The organism is Actinomadura rudentiformis, assembly GCF_008923185.1.
GTDB lineage: Bacteria > Actinomycetota > Actinomycetes > Streptosporangiales > Streptosporangiaceae > Spirillospora > Spirillospora rudentiformis.
This window is the reverse complement of record NZ_WBMT01000028.1, coordinates 67,769-88,740: the sequence shown is the minus strand read 5'-3', so window position 1 is coordinate 88,740 and position 20,972 is coordinate 67,769. Positions and strand designations below refer to the sequence as shown.

The 20,972-nt window shown below is 67.9% G+C and carries 23 protein-coding genes, 1 tRNA gene and 1 other RNA gene; 13 read left to right on the top strand and 12 right to left on the bottom strand.

Features of this window, described 5'->3' with window-relative positions; translation table 11 throughout:
* Nucleotides 1-350: 350 nt before the first annotated feature.
* Nucleotides 351-1,484, bottom strand: a complete 1,134-nt coding sequence (locus tag F8566_RS43810) for a diaminopropionate ammonia-lyase (RefSeq protein ID WP_151569295.1) — start codon at nt 1,482-1,484, stop codon at nt 351-353.
* A gap of 90 nt (nt 1,485-1,574) precedes the next feature.
* Here F8566_RS43810 and F8566_RS43805 point away from each other — a divergent pair, with 90 nt between their 5' ends.
* From F8566_RS43805 to F8566_RS50540, 3 genes are all read left to right on the top strand, one after another.
* Nucleotides 1,575-2,522: a LysR substrate-binding domain-containing protein gene (locus F8566_RS43805; protein ID WP_151569293.1), complete on the top strand. Its 948-nt coding sequence runs from the start codon at nt 1,575-1,577 to the stop codon at nt 2,520-2,522.
* Between the two features lie 150 nt (nt 2,523-2,672).
* Nucleotides 2,673-2,945, top strand: coding sequence for a hypothetical protein (locus F8566_RS43800; protein ID WP_151569291.1), 273 nt, complete (start codon nt 2,673-2,675; stop codon nt 2,943-2,945).
* Nucleotides 2,946-2,991: 46 nt separating this feature from the next.
* Nucleotides 2,992-3,159, top strand: a complete 168-nt coding sequence (locus tag F8566_RS50540) for a hypothetical protein (protein WP_192810173.1) — start codon at nt 2,992-2,994, stop codon at nt 3,157-3,159.
* A 147-nt stretch (nt 3,160-3,306) separates the two neighbouring features.
* Here F8566_RS50540 and F8566_RS43795 read toward each other — a convergent pair whose 3' ends face one another.
* Nucleotides 3,307-3,510: a hypothetical protein gene (locus F8566_RS43795; protein WP_151569289.1), complete on the bottom strand. Its 204-nt coding sequence runs from the start codon at nt 3,508-3,510 to the stop codon at nt 3,307-3,309.
* A 135-nt stretch (nt 3,511-3,645) separates the two neighbouring features.
* On the opposite strand from F8566_RS43795, the gene F8566_RS43790 reads away from it, so the two are divergent.
* From F8566_RS43790 to F8566_RS43780, 3 genes are all read left to right on the top strand, one after another.
* Nucleotides 3,646-4,455: a MerR family transcriptional regulator gene (locus tag F8566_RS43790; RefSeq protein WP_225994064.1), complete on the top strand. Its 810-nt coding sequence runs from the start codon at nt 3,646-3,648 to the stop codon at nt 4,453-4,455.
* Between the two features lie 108 nt (nt 4,456-4,563).
* Nucleotides 4,564-5,511, top strand: a complete 948-nt coding sequence (locus tag F8566_RS43785) for a serine hydrolase (protein ID WP_151569286.1) — start codon at nt 4,564-4,566, stop codon at nt 5,509-5,511.
* Nucleotides 5,512-5,632: 121 nt separating this feature from the next.
* Nucleotides 5,633-7,399: a S9 family peptidase gene (locus tag F8566_RS43780; protein ID WP_151569285.1), complete on the top strand. Its 1,767-nt coding sequence runs from the start codon at nt 5,633-5,635 to the stop codon at nt 7,397-7,399.
* A 199-nt stretch (nt 7,400-7,598) separates the two neighbouring features.
* On the opposite strand, the gene F8566_RS43775 is transcribed toward F8566_RS43780, so the two are convergent.
* The 4 genes from F8566_RS43775 to F8566_RS50535 all read right to left on the bottom strand — a co-directional run bounded on the left by F8566_RS43775 (nt 7,599) and on the right by F8566_RS50535 (nt 11,739).
* A complete protein-coding gene (locus tag F8566_RS43775) occupies nt 7,599-8,267 on the bottom strand; it encodes a TetR/AcrR family transcriptional regulator (protein WP_151569284.1) in 669 nt (222 codons plus the stop codon).
* A 105-nt stretch (nt 8,268-8,372) separates the two neighbouring features.
* Complete coding sequence (locus F8566_RS43770) at nt 8,373-9,446, bottom strand: aspartate-semialdehyde dehydrogenase (RefSeq protein WP_151569283.1); 1,074 nt, start codon at nt 9,444-9,446, stop codon at nt 8,373-8,375.
* Between the two features lie 548 nt (nt 9,447-9,994).
* Nucleotides 9,995-11,269 carry an aspartate kinase gene (locus F8566_RS43765; RefSeq protein ID WP_151569282.1) on the bottom strand — a complete coding sequence of 425 codons (1,275 nt, stop codon included), beginning with the start codon at nt 11,267-11,269 and terminating at the stop codon, nt 9,995-9,997.
* A gap of 314 nt (nt 11,270-11,583) precedes the next feature.
* On the bottom strand, nt 11,584-11,739 hold the full coding sequence (locus F8566_RS50535; RefSeq protein ID WP_192810172.1) for a hypothetical protein: 156 nt from the start codon (nt 11,737-11,739) through the stop codon (nt 11,584-11,586).
* A 281-nt stretch (nt 11,740-12,020) separates the two neighbouring features.
* On the opposite strand from F8566_RS50535, the gene F8566_RS43760 reads away from it, so the two are divergent.
* The 4 genes from F8566_RS43760 (at nt 12,021) to F8566_RS43755 (ending at nt 13,625) form a co-directional block, all read left to right on the top strand.
* A complete protein-coding gene (locus F8566_RS43760; protein ID WP_151569281.1) occupies nt 12,021-12,770 on the top strand; it encodes a hypothetical protein in 750 nt (249 codons plus the stop codon).
* Between the two features lie 153 nt (nt 12,771-12,923).
* On the top strand, nt 12,924-13,067 hold the full coding sequence (locus F8566_RS50530; RefSeq protein WP_192810171.1) for a hypothetical protein: 144 nt from the start codon (nt 12,924-12,926) through the stop codon (nt 13,065-13,067).
* Between the two features lie 7 nt (nt 13,068-13,074).
* Entirely contained in the window at nt 13,075-13,242 is a 168-nt protein-coding gene (locus F8566_RS50525) for a hypothetical protein (protein WP_192810170.1), read from the top strand.
* On the top strand, nt 13,194-13,625 hold the full coding sequence (locus tag F8566_RS43755) for a hypothetical protein (RefSeq protein WP_151569280.1): 432 nt from the start codon (nt 13,194-13,196) through the stop codon (nt 13,623-13,625). Before F8566_RS50525 ends, F8566_RS43755 begins: the two co-directional genes overlap by 49 nt.
* Before the next feature lie 51 nt (nt 13,626-13,676).
* On the opposite strand, the gene F8566_RS43750 is transcribed toward F8566_RS43755, so the two are convergent.
* The 6 genes from F8566_RS43750 to ffs all read right to left on the bottom strand — a co-directional run bounded on the left by F8566_RS43750 (nt 13,677) and on the right by ffs (nt 18,900).
* Nucleotides 13,677-14,201 carry a hypothetical protein gene (locus F8566_RS43750; RefSeq protein ID WP_151569278.1) on the bottom strand — a complete coding sequence of 175 codons (525 nt, stop codon included), beginning with the start codon at nt 14,199-14,201 and terminating at the stop codon, nt 13,677-13,679.
* A gap of 308 nt (nt 14,202-14,509) precedes the next feature.
* Nucleotides 14,510-15,058: a DUF5063 domain-containing protein gene (locus F8566_RS43745; protein WP_151569276.1), complete on the bottom strand. Its 549-nt coding sequence runs from the start codon at nt 15,056-15,058 to the stop codon at nt 14,510-14,512.
* Entirely contained in the window at nt 15,051-15,650 is a 600-nt protein-coding gene (recR, locus tag F8566_RS43740) for a recombination mediator RecR (protein ID WP_151569274.1), read from the bottom strand. Before recR ends, F8566_RS43745 begins: the two co-directional genes overlap by 8 nt.
* A gap of 56 nt (nt 15,651-15,706) precedes the next feature.
* The gene (locus F8566_RS43735; RefSeq protein WP_151569272.1) at nt 15,707-16,108 is read right to left on the bottom strand and encodes a YbaB/EbfC family nucleoid-associated protein; all 402 of its coding nucleotides are present in this window, start codon (nt 16,106-16,108) and stop codon (nt 15,707-15,709) included.
* A gap of 385 nt (nt 16,109-16,493) precedes the next feature.
* A complete protein-coding gene (locus F8566_RS43730; RefSeq protein WP_151569270.1) occupies nt 16,494-18,767 on the bottom strand; it encodes a DNA polymerase III subunit gamma and tau in 2,274 nt (757 codons plus the stop codon).
* Nucleotides 18,768-18,804: 37 nt separating this feature from the next.
* Nucleotides 18,805-18,900, bottom strand: an RNA gene (gene ffs, locus F8566_RS43725) — signal recognition particle sRNA small type.
* 60 nt (nt 18,901-18,960) lie between these two features.
* Here ffs and F8566_RS43720 point away from each other — a divergent pair.
* The 3 genes from F8566_RS43720 (at nt 18,961) to F8566_RS43710 (ending at nt 20,910) form a co-directional block, all read left to right on the top strand.
* Nucleotides 18,961-19,317: a DUF952 domain-containing protein gene (locus F8566_RS43720; RefSeq protein WP_151569268.1), complete on the top strand. Its 357-nt coding sequence runs from the start codon at nt 18,961-18,963 to the stop codon at nt 19,315-19,317.
* A 10-nt stretch (nt 19,318-19,327) separates the two neighbouring features.
* Nucleotides 19,328-19,412: transfer RNA gene (locus F8566_RS43715), tRNA-Ser, on the top strand.
* A 592-nt stretch (nt 19,413-20,004) separates the two neighbouring features.
* On the top strand, nt 20,005-20,910 hold the full coding sequence (locus F8566_RS43710; protein WP_151569266.1) for a glycosyltransferase: 906 nt from the start codon (nt 20,005-20,007) through the stop codon (nt 20,908-20,910).
* The last annotated feature ends 62 nt before the right edge of the window (nt 20,911-20,972 follow it).

Here is a 20,972-nt window from a genome sequence, read left to right as displayed (position 1 = left end):
GGGTGACGTGTGCAGCACCGGTGACAGACGCGCCGACGGACGCGCGGGGGGTGGGCGCTCCAGAGGCGGGCGCGCCTGAGGCGGGCGCGCCTGAGGCGGGCGCAGCTTCGGTGGTGGGCGCAGTGGTGGTGGCGAACTCGGCGGGGGTGGTGGTCAGGACTGGGATCAGGGGGACGGTGAGCGCTCCGGTCAGGGTGACGGTGAGCAGGGCCCGGCGGGGGCGGATGGAGTTGGACGACACGAGAAGCTCCTTGTCGATCAGTGTGTTCTTACTTGATCAACTGTGGCCGGGAGCGTTGTCGTGATGAATGGCCCTGAACACCCGGGTCCGGGTGTACCTACGTACACCGTCAGTCGGCGAGGGCGGGGTTGGCGGCGGAGCCTTCGGTGCTCAGGAGGACGATCGTTGCGGTGTGGTCGCGCGCCAGTTCGGAGCGGCGTTCGGGCGTGAGGGCCGCCCGTATGCCCGCCAGAGCAGCCGCGCCGCAGGGACCTGCGGGGACGCCGAGTGAGGCGAGGTCGCGGGTGGCCTGGGAGGCGGCGGCCTCGGTCACGGCCACGGACGCGTCCAGACCGCCGACCAGGTACGGCCATGCGAGGCTGGACGGGGTCGCGCAGTTGAGTCCGGCCATGATCGTTGAGCCGGTCTCGATGCTGGTGAGGCGGCCGAGGGCCAGGCTTGCCAGCACGGAGGCGGCTGTCTCGGGCTCGACGGACAGGAGCGTGGGGCCGTTCGATCGGCTCCTGTAGTGGGCCACGGCGGCCTGGGCCAGGGAGCCGACGCCGACAGGTACCGCGACGAGCCCGGCAGGTCCGGCGCCGGCGGCGGTCAGCTGGGCGTCCACTTCGGCGAAGAGGGTCGCATACCCCTCGACCACCCACTGGGGCACCTGCTCGTAACCCGGCCAGGCGGTGTCCTGGATGAGCAAGGCCGCGGGCTCATCGGCCGAGGCTGCGGCCGCCCGTACCGCCTCGTCGTACGGACCGGCGACATCAACGACCGTGGCACCCTCGGCCTTGATCGCGGCCCGGGCCGCCGGGTGCACGCCGTCCGGAACGAATACCTCGGCGGTCAGCCCCAGCAAGCTCGCGATCCGGGCGACGGCGCGGCCGTGGTTGCCGTCGGTCGCGGTGACGAGGCGTACGGGCGGCAGGTCTGCGATCCGTTGACGCAGGCCGTCGAACGAGACGCGGCCGAGACCGTGGTGCTCGCTGAGGGCGCGGTGGATCGCCCAGGACGCACCGAGGATCTTGAACGCGGGAAGCCCGAAGCGCGCCGACTCGTCCTTCACGAACACCCGGCCGACCTTGAGCTCCTCGGCAAGGGACGGAAGCTCGACGAGCGGCGTCGGCGCGTAGCCGGGCAGGCCCGCGTGGAAGTCGGCCACATCAGGTGAGGGGGCCGGGCTGGTCCAGGAGCGCGCCGCCGGTCGCGCCAGCCAGGTCGTCCGTTCGGGTGCGGTGAGAACCGTCTGAGTCGTCATATCGCTCACGGTGCCGCAGTCTGATTCAATCAGTCCAGCGAAACTTTCTTAGCGATAACGTTCAGAAAAACCGAAAGGTAGTGTGCGGGCATGCTTGATCTTCACCGTCTGCGGCTTCTCCGCGAGCTCAAGCATCGGGGCACCCTCACCGCCGTCGCCGAAGCGCTCTCCTACAGCCCGTCCTCGATCTCGCAGCAGCTGGCCGTGCTGGAGAAGGAGGTCGGTGTTCCCCTCCTCGAACCCGTCGGCCGGCGCGTCCGGCTCACCGAGCAGGCCGAGATCCTCGTCGTGCACACCGAGGCCGTTCTGGAGCAACTCGAACGGGCGGAGGCGGAGCTCGCCGCCTCCATGGCGGGGCTCACCGGGGTGATCCGGATCGCCACGTTCCAGACCGCCGCCATGGCCCTGATCCCGACCGCGCTCACGCTGCTGCGCGAGGCACATCCCGGGCTGCGCGTCCAGGTGACGCAGACCGAGCCGGAGACCGCCCTCCCCGCGTTGCTCGCCCGGGACTTCGACCTCGTGATGGCCGAGGAGTACCCCGGCAACCCGAGTCCGCGGTACGAGGAGATCGAGCTGGCGGGCCTTTGCGAGGACGAGATCCGGCTAGCCGTCCCCAAGGCGGGAGCCATGGCCGACTCCTTGGAGGGCACAGAGGCGCTGGCGGCGCTGGCTGAGCGGCCGTGGGTCATGGAGCCGATGGGGACGGAGCCACGGCAATGGGCGACGACACTGTGCCGTACCGCGGGCTTCGAACCCGACGTGCGCTTCGAGTCCAGTGACCTCCTTCTCCATGCGCGTCTCGTCGAGGAGGGACATGCCGTGGCACTGCTGCCGGACCTGGTCTGGTCGAGACGGGCGGCGGACGGCGTCGTCCTGCGGTCGTTGCCCTCCGGCCAGCGGCGCCGGCGCCTGACGACGGCGGTCCGCCGGGGCGGCGGGCAACACCCGGCCATCCGCGCGTGCCGCGACGCTCTGCGGAGGACGGTGGCGGCGAACTCGCTGGCGAGGCCCCTGGCCGGGGACTCCAACCCCTGAGGGGGTGGGGCGGGGCCTAAGGGTGCTATGGGGGGTTGACTCCACCATGGTTGGGGGTTTTCCCCGATGGTGCGGGGAACACAGGGTCGTCATCGTTGTCAGTAAGCGAAACGGGGCCGTAGGACCCCGGCTTAAGGAAGAAGGCACGCGATGTCGACCACGCCATCTACGACCGCGTTGAGCATCTGTGACCTGGCCCGGCTTCTCTTCACCAGCCGACTGCAGGCCTCCGACCATCCCACTGCCGACCAGGTGCGCGCCGCCATCGACGAGCGCCTCTGTGCCTGGGGCGCCGACTGTGGCACCTGCCTGGCGTCCGTCGCCCAGGAGGCAGGCGACCACCCCGAGGCGTACGCCGCCCGCATGCGCTGGGCCTTGGACACGGTGAGCCGCACTTACCCGCACAGCCTGGCCGTCGCCTGAGTGCACGCCCCGGGACCTGAAGCCGATACAGAGGAGATGGATCCAGATGACGTCACGTTCACGTTCACGCTTCGCAGACCGGCCGGAAGAGATCGCCCCGCAGAGCCTCAGCGACCTGATGTCGACCGAGGAGCTCCAGAACGGGCCGTTCGGCGGCAACGGGGGTCGCCGCGGCAAGAAACGCCCGGCCATGACCTTGAGACGAGTCACCTGACGACAAACGGACATCACTTGAAGACAACGGATATCACTGCATCGGCGGCCGGCCCCTGGCCAGGGGACCGGCCGTCACCATGTCCACCGCGGCCATCCCGCCGACCACTGCGACGTGAACGTCGCCGCCGCCATGCCCGTTGCTCAGTCAGGACTTCTTCTTTTTCTTTTTCTTCTTCTTGTCGCTGTCCGGTTCCCACTCGTACCCGGGCGTACCGTCCTCGCAGTACTTGTTGGCCACCTTGGTGTCAGTGGCGTCCTGCTCGCACCAGCGTTTCTCGGAGCACGCGCCCAGCCCGAGTCCGGCGACCAGAACGGTCCCCGCGAGCATGGCGGAACGGGCCTTGGACATGTCGCCTCTTTCGGGGTTGGAGGACACCCTGTGACCGGCAGAGGGTAGCGCGAACCGCCTGATCGATGGCCACCCGCTGGGCTTCTGGGACGGACTGTGCCCTTGGCCATTGAGAGTGAAACTATGCTGGCGACCGTGAGGGATGAGCCCGCGCGGGACGCCGCCGCCGATGTCCGCCCAACGGAGGCCGTCCGGGAATACCGGATCAGCGAGCTTGCGCAAGCCGCGGATGTCCCCGTACGAACGCTGCGCTACTACCAGGAGCGCAAGCTGCTCCCCCCGCCGCGCCGCGAGGGGCGGATCGGCCTCTACTCCGAGGATCACCTCGCCCGGCTGCGCGTGATCGGCAACCTGCTCGAACGCGGGCACACGCTGGAGGGGATCCGCGAGCTGCTGTCCGCATGGGAACAGGGCCACGACGTCGCCGCGGTGCTGGGCCTGGAGAAGACGGTCACCGCACCCTGGTCCAGGGAGACTCCGGTCACGATGTCGCTGACCGAACTGGCGGAGTTGTTCCCGGGCGAGGTCGACCCCGGCGCCGTCGAGCAGGCGGTCGCGCTCGGGCACATCGAGATCCACGGCGACCAGGTCACGCACTGGAGCCGCCGTCAGCTCGAAGCGACGGTGGCGCTCGTACGGGCCGGGGTGCCGCTGTCCGAGGTGCTCGCCACGAGCCGGCGGCTGCAGCGCAGCGTCGACGAACTGGCGGACATGTTCGTCGAGATGATCATGAAGCATGTGGTCGGCCCGCTGGACACCACGGAACTGGCCGACCGGGACCTCACCGACCTGACCGACACGCTCGCCCGGCTCCGCCCTGGCGCCGAGGTCGCGGTCGAAGCCGGGTTCGCCAGGGCCATGGAACGCCGCGTTCGCCAGGAGATCGACCGCGTCTTCGGCCGCCTCGCCACCACGCACAGGGATCCCGGAGAGCCGCAGGCCTGACGGCATTCGGTCGCAGTCGTCCATCCGCACGCTGTCATCATTCGGTACGCAGTCGTTATCGCCGACCCACTTGCCTCTCCAGCACCAACCGTCGCTACCGTGACTCAAATGCCACGAGGTGTCCGCCGGACTCTGTCCGCCACGCTGCTCGCCGGTGCCGTCCTCTTCTCTTCGGCCGGTCTCACCGCGATCCCCGCGAACGCCGCTCCGGCGAGCACTCCCGCGACCGCAGCCGCCAATCCCTGCAGGTCGAGCAAGAACCCGCGGCTCGCCAAGAACCTCGGCACTGCGATCCGTACGGCACTGCGGGGCCGCACCGGGATCGAGTCGGTCGGCGTCTACGACCGCAAGCGGAAGATCGTGTGCACGGTGGACTCCGCGCGCCGCTTCGACTCGGCCAGCGTCGTCAAGGCCACCATCCTGGGCGCGGTCCTGCGGCGCGCCATCGAGCAGAAGCGGCTGCTGAACTCGACCGAGAAGTCACTCGCCCACAAGATGATCACGCGCTCGGACAACGACGCGGCGTCGGCGTTGTGGCGTTCCGTCGGGCGGACCCGCATGCAGCGGTTCCTCAAGATGGCCGGGATGACGCAGACCAAGCTCGGCCCGGGCCGGTACTGGGGCCTGACCCAGATCACCGCCCGCGACCAGATCAAGTTCCTGGCCGTCCTAACCGCTCGCAACAAGGTCCTGACCGACCGGGCGCGGCGGTACGAGCTGAGCCTGATGAACCGGGTGGTCTCGTCGCAGCGCTGGGGCACCCCCACCGGCCGCCCGTCCGGCGTGAAGTGGCATGTGAAGAACGGATGGCTGCCACGGCACGGCCGCCACTGGCGTGTCCACAGCATCGGCAGCTTCTCCGGCCGAGGCGAGGACTACATGATCGTCGTGCTCACCCGCGACACCCCGTCCATGACGTACGGCATCCGCACGATCGAACGCGTCGCACGCGCGGTCCACACCCGCCTCAACCCGAACCAGCGCACCATGACGGTCGAGAGCATCCCCGACCCGACGTGGGAGACCTCCGACGGATCGGTCCCGCCCAACCGCTGACCACCTGAGCGACCGAACGGGGCGAACCCATCAGCCGGATTCGCCCCGTTCGCCATCCCAGCCCGGGTGGTGGGATGTGTTCTGGGCGTTCCGATATGTGGGCTGCTCCATACTTGGTCACATGGTCGACGATGAACGTTGGAAGGCCCGGTTCCGGGCGGCCCGGGTCAGTCTGCCTGGTTGGGCTCGGGACGCACCGCACCGGTCCACATACCGGTCGAACGTGACGGGCACGTGGGAGATCTACGCCTGGGACCGCGCGACCGACGAGCGGCGGCAGGTTACGGACCGTCCTAACGGGACGTGGATGGGCGGCGTCGACCCGTCGGGCGAGTGGATCTGGTGGTTCGCCGACACCGACGGCGACGAGTTCGGCGTCTGGCAGCGGACACCGTTCGGTGGCGGCGACAGCACGCCCGCAGTGCCGGGGCTGGAGCCGTCATACCCGTCCGGGCTGGCCCTTGGCCCGAGCGGCCTCGCCGTCATCGGGCGCACCACGGAATCCGGCAACACCGTGCACTTCTGCCGCCCCGATGCGGCACCCGAGACGTTGTACGAGCACGCCGAAGACGCGCACGTCGCCGCCCTGTCCCGCGACGAGAGCCTCATCGCGATCGGGCACAGCGAGCACGGCGACAGCCGCCACATGGCGCTGCGCGTCGTACGGCCGGACGGCACCACGGTCGCCGACCTGTGGGACGGACCGGGCAAGGGACTCTACGGCGACTCGTTCGCGCCTGTCGCGGGTGACTCGCGGCTGCTGGTCAACCACGAGCGGCGCGGCAAGGACGAACTGCTCATCTGGGATCCGGTCGCGGGCACCGAACACGAAATCGTCCTCGACCTGCCGGGTGAGGTCGGCGCGAGCTGGTACGTCGATGGGACGGCCTTGCTGATCTCGCATTCGTACGAGGCGCGGGACGAGCTCTACCGCTACGACCTGGCGGACGGCTCGCTGACGCGGATCGAGACGCCGCGCGGAGTCATCGGCGGTGCGACCCCGCGGCCCGACGGGACCGTGGAGTTCTCGTGGTCGTCGGCGGCCGAGCCACCGGTGATCCGTTCGACCTCGGGCACGGTCGTGCTGACGCCCCCCGGCCCGCCCGCGCCGCCGTCCGTACCGGTGGAGGACGCCTGGGTGGACGGCCCTGGTGGACGCATCCACGCGCTCATCAGCCGGCCCACGACCGGATCCGCACCGTACCCGACGGTCTTCGACATCCACGGCGGCCCGACCGCGCAGGACGAGGACTCCTTCGCTCCGACCGCCGCAGCCTGGGTCGACCACGGTTTCGCCGTCGTCCACGTCAACTACCGGGGCTCGACCGGCTACGGCTCGCAGTGGCGCGACGCCATCGAGGGCCGCGTGGGGCTGACCGAACTCGAAGACATCAAGGCGGTACGCGACTGGGCGGTGGAGACAGGCCTGGCCGACCCCAGCCGGCTCGTGCTCACCGGCGGCTCGTGGGGCGGTTACCTGACGCTGCTCGGCATCGGTACGCAGCCCGAGGACTGGTCGGTCGCGGTGGCGGCCGTCCCGGTCGCCGACTACGTCGCGGCGTACGAGGACGAGATGGAGGGGCTCCAGGCGTTCGACCGGTCGCTGTTCGGCGGCTCGCCGACCGAGGTGCCGGACCGCTACCGCGAGTCGTCGCCGCTGACGTACGTCGAGCAGGTCAAGGCCCCGGTGCTGATCCTCGCGGGCGAGAACGACCCGCGCTGCCCGATCCGGCAGATCGACAACTACCTCGGCAGGTTGGCGGAGCTCGGACGGCCGCACGAGGTCTACCGGTACGACGCCGGGCACGGATCGCTGGTCGTCGAGGAACGGATCAAGCAGATGGACGCCGAGATGACCTTCGCCCGGAAGCATCTCGGCATGTCCTGACCGGCCGATGACGGCGCCGCCACTCCCCCGAACGTAAGGGCGTGGCGGCCCATCCATGACGTTCCCCCGGTCGAGCAAGGACCTCGCGGCCAACGCAGACATCACGGTCCGGCGCAGACGTCGGGCCATGCGCGGACGTCGCGGCCAGGCGAAGACGAAGCAGCCAAGCACGGACCTCACGGCCAGGCGCCTCTCGCGGTCAGGCGCGGACGTCGCGGATGACGTTGACCAGTTCGCGGGTGACGGACTTGAAGCCGGGGATGCGGGACATCGAGACCATCTTGTTGACCAGCGGGACGGTACGTTCCACCAGCAAGTACGTCTTTCGGCAGCCGGGGGAACTGTCGTGCACCCAGTAGAGGACGATGCCCATCGAGTAGAGCCAGAGCAGCTCCGGCAGCTCCTTGCGGAACTCGTCGTCGATCTTCAGGCTGGAGCCGTCGACGACCTCGCGGTAGATCGCGACGGCGGCGGCACGGGCCGGGCCGGACTCGGCGCTGAACGGGTTGAGCGGGCTGGTCGGCTCGGCGGCGAACTTGAAGAACTTCCCCGCGAACTCGTGGTACGGCACCATCGTGTCGACGCGGGCCTTGAGAACGCCGAGGAGCCTGGGCGCGAAGTCGCGTTCGGCGTCCAGGACCGCGCGGCAGGCGGCGACATGCTCGTCCTGGAGCTCGTCGTAGTACGCCTGGATCAGCTCTTCCTTGGAGCCGAAGTAGTAGTAGGCGTTGCCGACCGAGACCCCCGCCTCCTTGGCGATCGCCCGCATCGTCGTCGCTTCGTACCCGCGCTCGCGGAACAGCCGGAGCGCCGTCTCCACGATCAGCGCCCGGGTCTGCTCCGACTTCACGGCCTTGGTCTCGGTCACGTACGCCACCCTAAAGCGCGGATGCGCGAACTTGCGGAGTGTCAACTCTACGTGCGTGGCAGGTGGAAACGGCACGCCGCGGCGGTCAGGACACGTGGGCCTTACTCAGCCCGTGAGCTCGGCCGCCACGAGCTCGGCGATCTGGGCGGTGTTCAGAGCCGCGCCCTTGCGCAGGTTGTCGCCGCAGAGGAAGAGGTCGAGGGCGTTCGGGTCGTCGAGGGATCTGCGCACCCGGCCCACCCAGGTCGGGTCGGTGCCGACGACGTCCGCCGGCGTGGGGAACTCGTACCCTTCCGGATCATCGACCAGCACCACGCCCGGCGAGCCCGCCAGGATCGCCTGGGCCTCGCGCTGGTCCACGGGCGCGTCGAAGACTGCGTGCACCGCCAGCGAGTGGGTCGTCACGACCGGAACGCGGACGCACGTCGCCGCGACACGCAGGTCCGGCAGCCCAAGGATCTTGCGGGACTCATTGCGGACCTTGAGCTCCTCCGAACTCCAGCCGCCGTCCTGGAGGGATCCCGCCCACGGGACCACGTTCAACGCCAGCGGCGCCGGGAACGGCCCGAGCTCCCCCACCGCACTGCGCACGTCCCCCGGGCGATGGCCGAGCTCGCGATCACCGCCGACTCGTTCGAGCTGGTCGTACAGCGCGTCGATGCCCTCCTGGCCCGCCCCCGATGCCGCCTGGTAGGAGGCGACGACCAGCTCGTTCAGCCCGTACTGGTCGTGGAGCGCCCCGATTGCCACGATCATCGAGAGCGTCGTGCAGTTGGGGTTGGCGATGATCCCGCGCGGGCGATCACGGACTGCGTCCGCGTTCACCTCGGGAACGACCAGCGGGACGTCCGATTCCATCCGGAACGCTCCGGAGTTGTCCACGACCACCGCACCTCGTGCCGCCGCGACCGGCGCCCACGAGGCCGAGACCGCGTCCGGCACGTCGAACATCGCGATGTCGACCCCGTCGAAGACCTCCGGCGCCAGCGCGAGCACCTCGGTCTGCTCGCCCCGGACGGAGAGCTTCCGTCCCGCCGAACGGGCCGACGCGACGAGCCGGATCTCCCCGTACACGTCTCGCCGGGTGGACAGAATGTCCAGCATCACGGTGCCCACGGCGCCCGTGGCACCGACAACGGCGAGGGTCGGCTTGCGTCCGGATGAGTCCGTGGCGGTCATTGCCGGCGTTCTCCTTCGCGTTCGTCTGTCGCGTGTCCGGCACCGCCGCCCCGGTCCCGATGTCCGGGACCGCGCGACCGGTGTCTCAGCTGGCTCGACGGTCCCCGGAGGCTCAACGCCCCCCGCGCCTCCCCAGTTCCGGAGTTCAGCAGATTCCCAGGTTCACGCCGCCGCTGTCCCACAAAGAACCGGATCCTTGGCCACACTCCGTAACCGCCGCCGACCCGGTCTGCCGGGGGAAATACGGCATGCCTGAGGTCAGTCTCCATGTCGGCAGACAAGAATTCCGCGTCGGACGGCACAAGGTGCCAGGCCGCACGGCATAGATGCCAGGCCCGCACGACACAGGCGCTAGACCGCACGACACAGGTGCCAGGGCCGCACGGCACCAAGTCAGGCTGCACGGCACAGAAGCCACGGCCGCACGGCGCAAGTGCCAGGCCCGCACGACACAGAAGCCAGGCCGGACGGCGCAGAAGAGCCAGGCCGGACGGCAGAAGGCCCCGCGAACGGCGATCACGCCTCGTTCGCGGGGCCTCCGGCGTTGATCAGCGGCCGGTGCCGCCGTAGACGACGGCCTCGACCTGGTCGGCCTCAAGGTCGAAGGCGCGGTGGGCGCTGGCGACGGCGGTGTCGATGTCGTCCTGGGCGACGATCACCGAGATACGGATCTCCGAGGTGGAGATCATCTCGATGTTGACGCCGGCGTCGGCGATCGCGGAGAAGAACGTGGCGGTGACGCCCGGGTGGGAACGCATGCCCGCACCGATCAGCGAGACCTTGCCGATCCGGTCGTCGTAGCGCAGCGACTCGAAGCCGATCCGCTCCTTGACCTTGTTGAGCGTGGTCATCGCCCTCTGCCCGTCGCTCGCGGGCAGGGTGAAGGAGATGTCGGTACGGCCGGTCGACGCCGCCGACACGTTCTGCACGATCATGTCGATGTTGATCTCGGCTTCGGAGAGGACGGTGAAGATCGTGGCGGCCTCACCGACCTTGTCCGGCACACCGACCACGGTGATCTTGGCTTCGCTCCGGTCGTGCGCGACTCCGGAGATGATCGCCTGCTCCATGTCCTGTCCTTCGATGTCACTCGCGTCGACCACCCATGTGCCCTCCTTGGTGCTGAAGGAGGAGCGCACATGGATCGGGATGTTGTAGCGGCGTGCGTACTCCACGCAGCGCAGGTGCAGGATCTTGGCCCCGCTGGCGGCCATCTCCAGCATCTCCTCGTACGAGATGCGCGGGATCCGGCGGGCGGTCGCGACGATCCGCGGATCGGCGGTGAACACGCCGTCCACATCACTGTAGATCTCGCAGACGTCCGCGCCCAGCGCGGCGGCCAGCGCCACCGCCGTGGTGTCGGAACCACCACGGCCGAGCGTGGTGATGTCCTTGGTGTTCTGGGAGACACCCTGGAATCCGGCCACGATGCAGATCGAGCCCTCGTCCAGGGCGGTACGGAGCCGGCCCGGCGTGACGTCGATGATCCGTGCTTTTCCATGGGAGCCGTCGGTGATCACACCAGCCTGGGAACCGGTGAACGATCGCGCTTCGTGACCGAGGTTGGCGATCGCCATGGCCAGCAGCGCCATCGATATCCGCTCCCCGGCCGTGAGCAGCATGTCCAGCTCGCGCGCCGGAGGCAGCGGGCTGACCTGCTCGGCCAGATCGATCAGCTCATCCGTTGTGTCACCCATCGCGGAGACCACGACGACGACGTCGTTCCCCGCCTTCTTCGTCGCGACGATGCGCTGGGCAACCCGCTTGACGCCTTCGGCGTCAGCGACGGAGGAGCCACCGTACTTCTGCACGACAAGGGCCACGACTCGGTGCTCCTCGGATCGGGTTCAGGCGTATCGGCGAAGAGTCTACCGAGGCCAGACGAATGCATCACGAGCAGGTAACTCCAACATTTGGAACACCCGTCCGAAATACAAGATCCCACCGGCAGGAGAACGATCCCCAGCCCTCTGCCAGACGCCAGGTAAGCAGCCAGGCGTCGAGGCCAGGACACGGGCCGAGACGCGCCGCCGGACCCAGCCTAGGGCGAACACAAGCGGACAAGCCCAGGCCAGACGAACACAGGCGGACGAGCTCAGGCGGACGAGCTCAGGCGGACGAGCTCAGGCGGACGAGCTCAGGCGGACGAGCTCAGGCGGACGAGGCCGAACGAACAGGCCCATGCAGATGAGTCAGGCGGACCTGCTCTGATCAGCGAGAGCTTGCCGATCCGGTCGTCGTAGCGCAGCGACTCGAAGCCAACCGGCTCCTTGACCCAGGTGAGCGTGGTCATCGTCGCCTGCCCATCGCTGGCGGGCAGGGCGATGGGAATGCCGGTACAGCCGATCAACGCCGCCGACAGATTCTGAGCGAGGGCGGCCGAGGGCGGGGGACGAGGGCGGCTGAGCCTGTGGCGCGAGGCACCGTCTGGACAAGCCGGGAGCGCCGTTCCGGTCGGCGGGCAAGGGAACGAGATCGTCGCCCAGCAGGGCAACAGTGGAGGCAAAAGGCGCTGGAAAGCGCTTTCAACTGATCTCCAACCGCGCTCCAACCTCTCCTCGAAATGGTGCAGCCATGAAATCCCTCCACGCGCGCCGCCTGCTGGTCCCTGGTCTCGCAGTGGCGTTCCTCACCACTGGAATGTCAACCGCCGCTGCTGCCGCACCCGTCGCCGCCTCGGCCCCCTCTGCGCCGACCACGCTGGCAGCCCCGGCAGCGCCGGCGGTCGAAGCCGCAGCCCAGAAGAACTCGACGTACTTCGTCTACCGCACGTTCATCAAGGACAAGCGGGTCAACGCCTTCCCGTGCGTGGCGCAGGGTGGGCAGTTCAACGGCAACAATCGCTCCTACTCCACCAAGGACAGCGCCGGCTTCAAGACGAACATGGCGCTCGGCGTGAATTGGAAGACGAGCAAGGTTCACACCTCCAAGAAGGTCAGTGCGACCAAGCTGTACCGGGGCGGAAAGCTCAAGGGCACGAAGACCGCCACCTCCAAGAACATGAAATTCACCGGGGGCAAGTTCGCCGGCACGGGATCCTCGCGGAAGTACACGGTCACCCTCAAGCACTCGGCGACCAACCCCTTTTGCACGAGAATCGGCGGAGCGATCGACTACCAGGTCACGGTCACCATCTACCGATCCGGCAAGGTCGCGCTGTCCGGTTCACGCCGAAAGGTGCCGAACCACGAGGCCTACGTTTTCCACAACAGCCTCTCTGGAAAGCGGACGTTCGTGCTGAAGAAGAAGAACCATGGGTTCAAATGCCTCCAGCCTGTCGCCTGCAAGCGTGAAACCCTCAAGGAAACTCTCAACAAGTCCTGACCGCACTCCGTAGCGGATCGTGACAGGAGGGCCGGGCCACCGGCCCTCCTGTCACGCTCAGCATCCGAAGCGGCAGTGATCACGGGAACGGTTCCCCGATGAACGATCGACGCCCGTGCCGTTGTGGCGACGGGACCATGAAGGGACTCGAGGGTGACAAGAACCTTCAGCCGCTCAGCAGTCGTCGCGGTGTCTCTCACCGTGGCGGGAAGCATGCTGGCGGGCTGCGGAGCCCAGAGCCTGGCGAAGAACGTCTCGGCGGCCGGTAGCCCGGCGAAGGCCATCTCGGTGGCCTAGTCCGCCGATGCCAAGGCAACAGTCCGTCCATCCGGGGCCGATCGTGCTCGACTTCGAGGATCACTACCTGCGGGGCAAGCCGGAAGTCGCCAGGCACAACTACGAGGTGCTGAAGACCCTGATCCAGTGGCGCGCCAGGCAGCCCCGGGTCGTAAGTTCGGCTTCTACGGCCTGAATGGGCACACCCAGAAGCGTTACTACCCGCTGGCCAGGAAACTCGCCGTGTACGAAGCCGCGTTCTTCCCGAGCCTGTACACCCGGCACGGCACTGACAACAAGGCCTGGACCAAGGTGCTCAAGAACGCCATCGCCCAGGCCCGTGCGGTCGACCCCAAGAAGCCGATCTACATCTACATGTGGCCGCGCTACCACAAGAACACGCCCCACTCGATGAAGTTCATCCCTGCCAAGCAGTGGACGTACCAGTTGACCACCGCCTACAAGCTCGTCGACGGTGTCGTCATCTGGGCCCAGTCCAAGGACATCCAGGTCCCTGAAAACGGCATGGAATGGGTCCACGCCACCCGCAATTTCATGAAGACCCACCCGCACGAATGACCATTTAGCGCGTTCACTCGCCAGGCACGTCCTCGACACCGAGACGAACGCTCAGGCCTGGGACGTGCCCACGTACACCTCAAAGAGTTGTTCGAAGTCGAAGCTCAGACCGGTGATGTCCTGGAACACGCTCCAGAGGAAATCCTCGTCCGGGCCCCATGAGGGCATCTCGATCCGGGACTCGACAGGGAGCGGGTCCCCGGACTCCTGGACGATCTCGCCGTTGTGGTAGACGACGTTCCTTGTCAGCGCACTGTCATCGTAGAGCCACAGTCCGTACGTGGACGACACGCTGGAGAAGAGAAGCGCCAGCGCGCGTGTTCCCTTGAGGGCTCCGAGGGAGCCGAGGTCAAGGAGTCGGTCCACGTCGAGCGGCAACTGCTGGTCGGGATCCCAAATATGGCACCAGCCGCCGCTCTCGGAGAGGTAGAGGCGCCCGCCCGGAGACTGGGATGAAGCAGTGTCGGCGGACACCCGTTCGCCGGTCGCCTGCCAGTTGCCCGCGTCTGGCAGGCCGTCCACGATCTCGGCCACCGACCGGTCGCGCACGAACAACGCCGATGTGTTCCATCCCATGGGGCGTGATGTTGGGTCCCATCCGCCGTCCCCGTCAACCCGAGCGCCCGACATGATCTGCCCGAACGGGCCCGCCGACCTAGCCCGGTTGCCCAGCCGTCGGGCCCGAAGGCAATGCCTCGAAGCCGGCGCGGCCGTCTGCGGCAAGGGCGTCGAGCATCCCCGCAGGGAGGGAACGTCGAATGTGCGAGCGATGGAGTTCGCAGTAGGGCGTGGCGTGTCCCGCTGGTAGCCGTCCGCAGGCAGACGCTGGTAGCCGTCCGCAGACAGGGGCGCCGCCTACGACGCCCCTGCCTGCGGGACTCGGCTTACGGAACGGCGGCCACCTCTTCGGCGACGTCCAGGCGGGCTCCGGCGATCACCGCATGGAGCGCGCGGAGGGCGGCACCGGCGTGGTTGCCCCAGTGGTTGAAGTAGGAGTACTGCCACCACCAGAGCGCCTCGAGCGGGCGCTCCTGCTGGTAGTGGCGCAGGCCGTGGACGAGGTCGCTGGCGACGTCGACGAGGTCGTCGGAGAGCCGGTAGGAGGTCGGCTCGGTGTCCTTGTACGGGTCGAAGACCTCGACGTACTCGTCCACAGCGATGAGCCGCTCGGACAGTCCCTGCCGTACCGCGTCCAGATCCGGGTCCTCGCCCACCTCGGGCTCCCAGTTGCCCGGGAGGATCACGTCCGCGCTGGCGCCCAGCTGCGCACCGGCCAGGATGACCTGCGACACCTCCAGGAGCAGCATCGGCACGGTGTGCGCGCCGGCTTCCCCCCGCGCGACCGCCTCCAGTCCGCTCAGATAGTTCTCCACATGACATGCCACGCGCTCGGCGAGCGCGTTCCAGTCCTGCGGGCTGTTGGTGTCAGACATCGAGCAGCCTCCGTCCTTCGAATGCGCGGCCCAACGTCACCTCGTCGGCATATTCGAGGTCGCCACCCACCGGCAGGCCGCTGGCGAGGCGGGTGACGGTCAGGCCCATGGGTTTCACGAGCCGGGCGAGATAGGTCGCGGTGGCCTCACCCTCCAGGTTGGGGTCGGTGGCGAGGATGAGTTCGGTGACCGTGCCGTCCGCGAGGCGTTGCATCAGCTCCCGGATGCGCAGGTCCTCGGGGCCGACACCCTCGATAGGACTGATCGCGCCACCGAGGACGTGGTAGCGGCCGCGGAACTCCCGGGTCTTCTCGATCGCGACGACGTCCTTGGACTCCTCGACCACGCAGATCACCTGCGGGTCGCGGCGCGCGTCACGGCAGATCCGGCATTCCTCTTCTTCGGCGACGTTCCCGCAGGTCTTGCAGAACCGGACCTTGTCCTTGACCTCTTTGAGCGCCTTGGTCAGCCGTTCCACATCGGCGGGATCGGCGGCCAGCAGGTGGAAGGCGATCCGCTGCGCGCTCTTGGGGCCGACGCCGGGCAGTCTTCCCAGCTCGTCGATGAGGTTCTGAACCACCCCTTCGTACAACGGACCCTTCCTTCCAAGCTCGATCGGTCAACGGGACGAGACGTTCATCGGTTCGTTCAGAATCCGGGCAATCCGCCCGGACCGCCGGGAGCGCCAGGCAGGCCGCCACCACCGGGCAGGCCCGGGATGCCGCCACCGCCGAGGCCCTCGGCGAGCGGACCCATCTTCTCCTGCTGCAGCTCCTGGGCGGCACGACCCGCGTCACGGATCGCGGCCAGCACCAGATCGGCGACCGTCTCCGCGGTGTCCGACGGGTCGTCGACGTCGATGGCCTTCGGGTCGATGGTGATCCCCGTGACCTCGCCCTGGCCGTTGACCGTCGCCTTGACGAGACCGCCGCCCGCGGTGCCCTCCACCTCGGCCTCCGCGAGCTCCTGCTGCGCGGCGAAGAGCTGCTCCTGCATCTTCTGCGCCTGCTGCAACAGCTCCTGGATGTTCAGCTGACCACCGGGTTCCACGGTTTCTCCGTTCCTTCCGGCCCTTGCGGGCCTTCTTCTCGGCGACCCGTCGACCACGGACGTCTGTCGTCTCCCCGAGACTACGGGTTTCGGGCGTCGTGCGGTACGTACCGGCGCCGGTGTCTGGTCTGACGTCGGCAATGTTCGGCTATCGATGCCTTTCAGGCCGGAAAACGCGCAACATCCACAACTCGGTTCCGTCTGCCCGGGATATGAGCTCAAAGACACACCCGCGCGGCTCCCCGGAGACGACACGAACAACACGCATGGCGGTCACCCAGCCGGGTCTTGAGCAGGAGCCGCCGCTCTAGTCCGGACCAGCCGCTCTCATCCAGATCAGCCGCTCTCGTTCCGGATCGCCCCGGATCAGGAGTGGCCGCCCGGGTCAGGAATTGTCGATCTCGCGGATGATCTGGCCGCCCAGCTCGCGCTGGATCAGAGCCATGCCGCTGACCTCGGCCTCCGTCCCGTCGGCGTCCGCGTCACCCTCGGGATCCACCTCGTCGCTCTCGTCGATGGGCGGCTCGGGAGGGGGCGGAGCGTCATCCCTGGACGGCCCCGGCTGCGGTACGGGACGTGACGTGGCCGGAGCCGAGTGCGCCGATGCCGAGGGGCCGGATGGTGGAGTCGGCTCGGCTGGGGGCGCGGATGGCAACGGCCCCGATCCTGAACGAGGCGGAGCGGCCGTCGCGGCGTTCGAGAAACCGGCCTGGGGCGGCGGGGACCCCTGCCCCGGCGAGTTGGACGGGCGTCCCGCCGGTCCGCCAGGACGTCCTCCAGCGGGCGCGGCGCCTCCGACGACGGTGTCGATCCGCCAGTCGACGCCCATACGTTCTTTGAGAACCTCGCGGAGCACCGCGTCGCGGCCGCCGTTCGCGAAGTTCGTGCGAGCGCCCTCGGCCTCGAACGACAGCGTGAGCATGTTCCCGTCGAGCGAGAGCGGCCGCACCCCGTTCATGATCACCATCCAGGCGACCCGGCTCTTCTGCTTGACGGCCTCGACGATGTCCGGCCACAACTGCTGAACGGCGGCGATGTCCATGCCTCCACCCGCTGCCGGAGCAGGACTGGCCTCAGCCGGGGCAGCGCTGGCCGCCGCAGTAGCAGCGGTGGCAGCGGTGGCAGCGGTGGCAGCGGCCCCACGCACAGCAGGAGCCGCAGATCCACCGCCCCCCGCAGAGCCAGCAGAACCGGCTTGCGCGGCAGGCGCCGCAGGACGAGCGGAGGCAGGAGGCGCGGCAGGCGCAGGACGCGCAGGAGCAGGCGCAGAGGCGGCAGGCACAGCAGGAGAAGAGGCGCCGGCTGCAGCATGAGCAGAGGCGGCAGACGCAGGAGAGCGCACCGCAGACGATGCGGCAGGCGATCCTGCGGAGTTATCCACAGAATCCCGTTCCACTTCTGTCGCCCCACCTGGGTGGTTGACGATAGGCGCGGAGGCGCCGCCCTGGAGGCCTCCCGGCGTTCCCTGGAAACCCCCTGGCGCTGGCTGGAAGCCGCCTTGCGCCACCTGGCGCTCCAAGCGGTCCAGCCGCGCAAACATCGAGGCCTCGTCCTCATACGCCGCCGGAAGGAGGATGCGCGCACACACCAACTCCAGCAGCAACCTCGGCGAGGTCGCCCCCCGCATCTCGGTCAGTCCCGTGTGCAGGAGGTCCGCCGCACGGGCGAGCTCACCGGGCCCCAGCAGGCCGGCCTGGCGCTGCATGTGCTCCAGCTCGTCCGCCGGTACGTTCAGCAGCCCCGAGCCGCCCGCCTCCGGCACGTTCGACAAGATCACCAGATCACGAACGCGTTCGAGCAGGTCGGCAGTGAACCGGCGCGGGTCCTGGCCGCTCTCGATCACCCGATCGATGGAGGCAAAGACCTTGCCGCCGTCGCGGGCGGCGAACGCGGCGACCACCTCGTCCAGAAGGGAGGAATCGGTGTAGCCGAGCAGCGAAACCGCTCTGGCGTACGTGATGCCCGCCTCGTCCGAGCCCGCCAGCAACTGGTCAAGGATCGACAGCGTGTCGCGGGCCGAGCCGGCGCCCGCCCGTACGGCCAACGGCAGTGCGTTCGCCTCGTACGGCACGCCCTCGTGCTTCAGGATCTCCTCAACGAGCTCCTGGAGCACGCTCGGAGGGATCAACCGGAACGGGTAGTGGTGCGTCCGGGACCTGATCGTCCCGATGACCTTCTCCGGCTCGGTGGTCGCGAAGACGAACTTCAGGTGCGGCGGCGGCTCTTCGACGAGCTTCAGCAGCGCGTTGAAGCCCTCGCGGGTGACCATGTGCGCCTCATCGATGATGTACACCTTGAAGCGCGCCGAAACCGGGGCGAAGAAGGCCCGTTCCCGAAGATCACGAGCATCGTCCACGCCTCCGTGCGAGGCCGCGTCGATCTCGATGACGTCGATGTGCCCGTTGCCCGTGGGTCCCAGCGCGACGCACGAGTCGCACTTGCCGCAGGGATCCGGGGTCGGGCCCTGCTCGCAGTTCAGCGAACGGGCCAAGATCCGCGCACTGGAGGTCTTGCCACACCCGCGCGGCCCGCTGAAGAGGTATGCGTGGTTGATCCGGCCGTTGCGCAGCGCCTGCTGCAGCGGCTCAGCGACGTGCTCCTGCCCTTTGAGCTCGGCGAACGTCGCTGGCCGGTACTTGCGGTACAGAGCCAGACTCACGAGGTCCGCCCTCCCTCGAGAAGCAGAGCGTCAGAAGCGAAGGGACCCCCCGCACACCCGCCAGAGCCTGCTTATCCTTGCTGCCTTCCGGCCCTGGGGAGGTTCACAGGGTGACGCCGTGCGAGGGGTCTGCTGAGAGTCTATGGCATCCCCGGCCCCTGATATGCACGCTTCCCGCGTAGGCTCCAGCCCCATGCCCGACCGACCCGCTGCAATCCCGCAGGAGACGCTCCTCCACATCGCCGAACGCCGCCATTGGGAAGCGGCCCGGACGGCGGGAGTGTCGTACGCCATGTCGACTCTCGGCCGAACGCTCGCCGAGGAGGGCTTCATCCACTGCTCCTCCGGCCTGTCCCAGGTCGAGGGCGTTCTCGGCCGCTTCTACACCGCCGTAGACCGTTCAGACCTGCTCCTTCTCACGATCGACGTCTCCCGTCTGGACGCCGAGGTGCGGTACGAGCCGGCCGACGGGCAACTCTTCCCCCACATCTACGGCCCGATCCCGCTCACGGCCGTTATTGATGTCCGACCAGTGCCTGAGACCCGGTAGTCTCTACGGCGGAGGATTCGCCTAGTGGCCTAGGGCGCACGCTTGGAAAGCGTGTTGGGGGCAACCCCTCACGAGTTCGAATCTCGTATCCTCCGCGTCTCTAAGCAGGCAAAAAGCGATGAGGGCGGCACCCCCAGGTGCCGCCCTCATCGCGTTGGGTCTCAGTTTGGATCTCAGTAGCGCCTTCAGGCCACCGTGGCGGCACCCTCCGGCGGGCCCCCGACGCCCCTCATCCCGATCTTCACAGGGCGCCCAGAAGAGACCCCCGACGCGGACGCAACGTCGTCTCACATGTGCTGGTGGCGCCTGGTCATCAACGCGCTGGACGATCCCATGATCGACATGGTCGTAGGGCGTTGGCGCCGAAGATCAAAAGCACCGGGGCCGCAGTGCGCCGTGTCTCGCGGCGTCCGGCCGTTTCAAGGAGGCTTTCCCCTCGTGGTAGTCGGTGTGCGTGTTGAGAGGCTTGCCGTCCGGTTCGGTGAACACGTATGCCAGAGCTCACGGGCTTGATCACGTTCAGCGGCCTGCTTGCTCTTCTGGGCCTTTGAGGAGGGTGACCGAGGACGCGGGCAGGCCGATGGTGCGGCGGCCAGCCTTGGACCAGGCACGGAAGCTCCAGCACGCCCCAACTTGAGCAAGGCCCCGATGCTGTGCTTCGCGACAATCTCCCTCACTGGAGAAGGAATGACGACGAGACCATGGATCGATCCGGCACTGGGAATTATCGACGTCAATTCGCCACGCTCACTTGAAAACCTGAAGAATGGAACGGTCTCCATAGTCATTCCGGCTCACAACGAAGAGGAGACGGTAGGCAAGGTTACGCGCGAGGCCTTCCGTGCAATCGAATTGCTCGGAGTGGACGGCGAGGTCATCGTCTCTGCCAGCGGCTGCACCGATGCCACCGCCGACCTCGCAGCCCAGGCTGGCGCGCACATCGTGGAATCCCCGGCGGGCAAGGGCAACGCCATGACGGCGGGCATCAAGGCCAGCAGCTCGGACGTCGTCTGCCTGATCGATGGCGATTTCCGGTATCTGGGTGACGAACCGTTGGCTGTGGGGCTGGTCAAACCAATCCTTCAAGGGGTAGCACACGCCACGATCGCGGACTTGTACTGGCGTCCCATTTATCCACAGCTCTGGTTGTTCGGGTTCTTCGCACCGCTGGCCGGAAGGATTTTCCCGGAGCTCCTCCCGACCCTGGGCTCTACGCCGTGGTCAGGACAGCGCGCAGCACTCCGCGAACTCTGGCCAACCGAACTTCCCGACGACTTCACATCCGATCTCGCGATCCTGCTGCACTGGCACGATCTGAACATCAGGCTCCGCCCAGTTGCGACAGACGACTGGGTCAACCCTCAGCGGCCCAAGCCCGATCTCATGCACAAGGAATTCACACTCTTCGCGGACTATGCGCTGTCCCGCGAACGCATCGATGCAGCTCAACGGGAGCACCTCGAAACCTGGTTCGCCTCGGTGCACGCGCACATGGCCGGGTACCGGCCCGATCAAGATGATCCTCAGCAGTTCGAGCGATCCCTTATGCGGCATGCACTCGCAGAACTCGATCGAGCGGCCCAGCCCCTCTGATCCACGCCAGAGAACGAGCCGTTGACAGGCCTCGCAGCCTCGCAGAGGGTGATCGTCAGGAT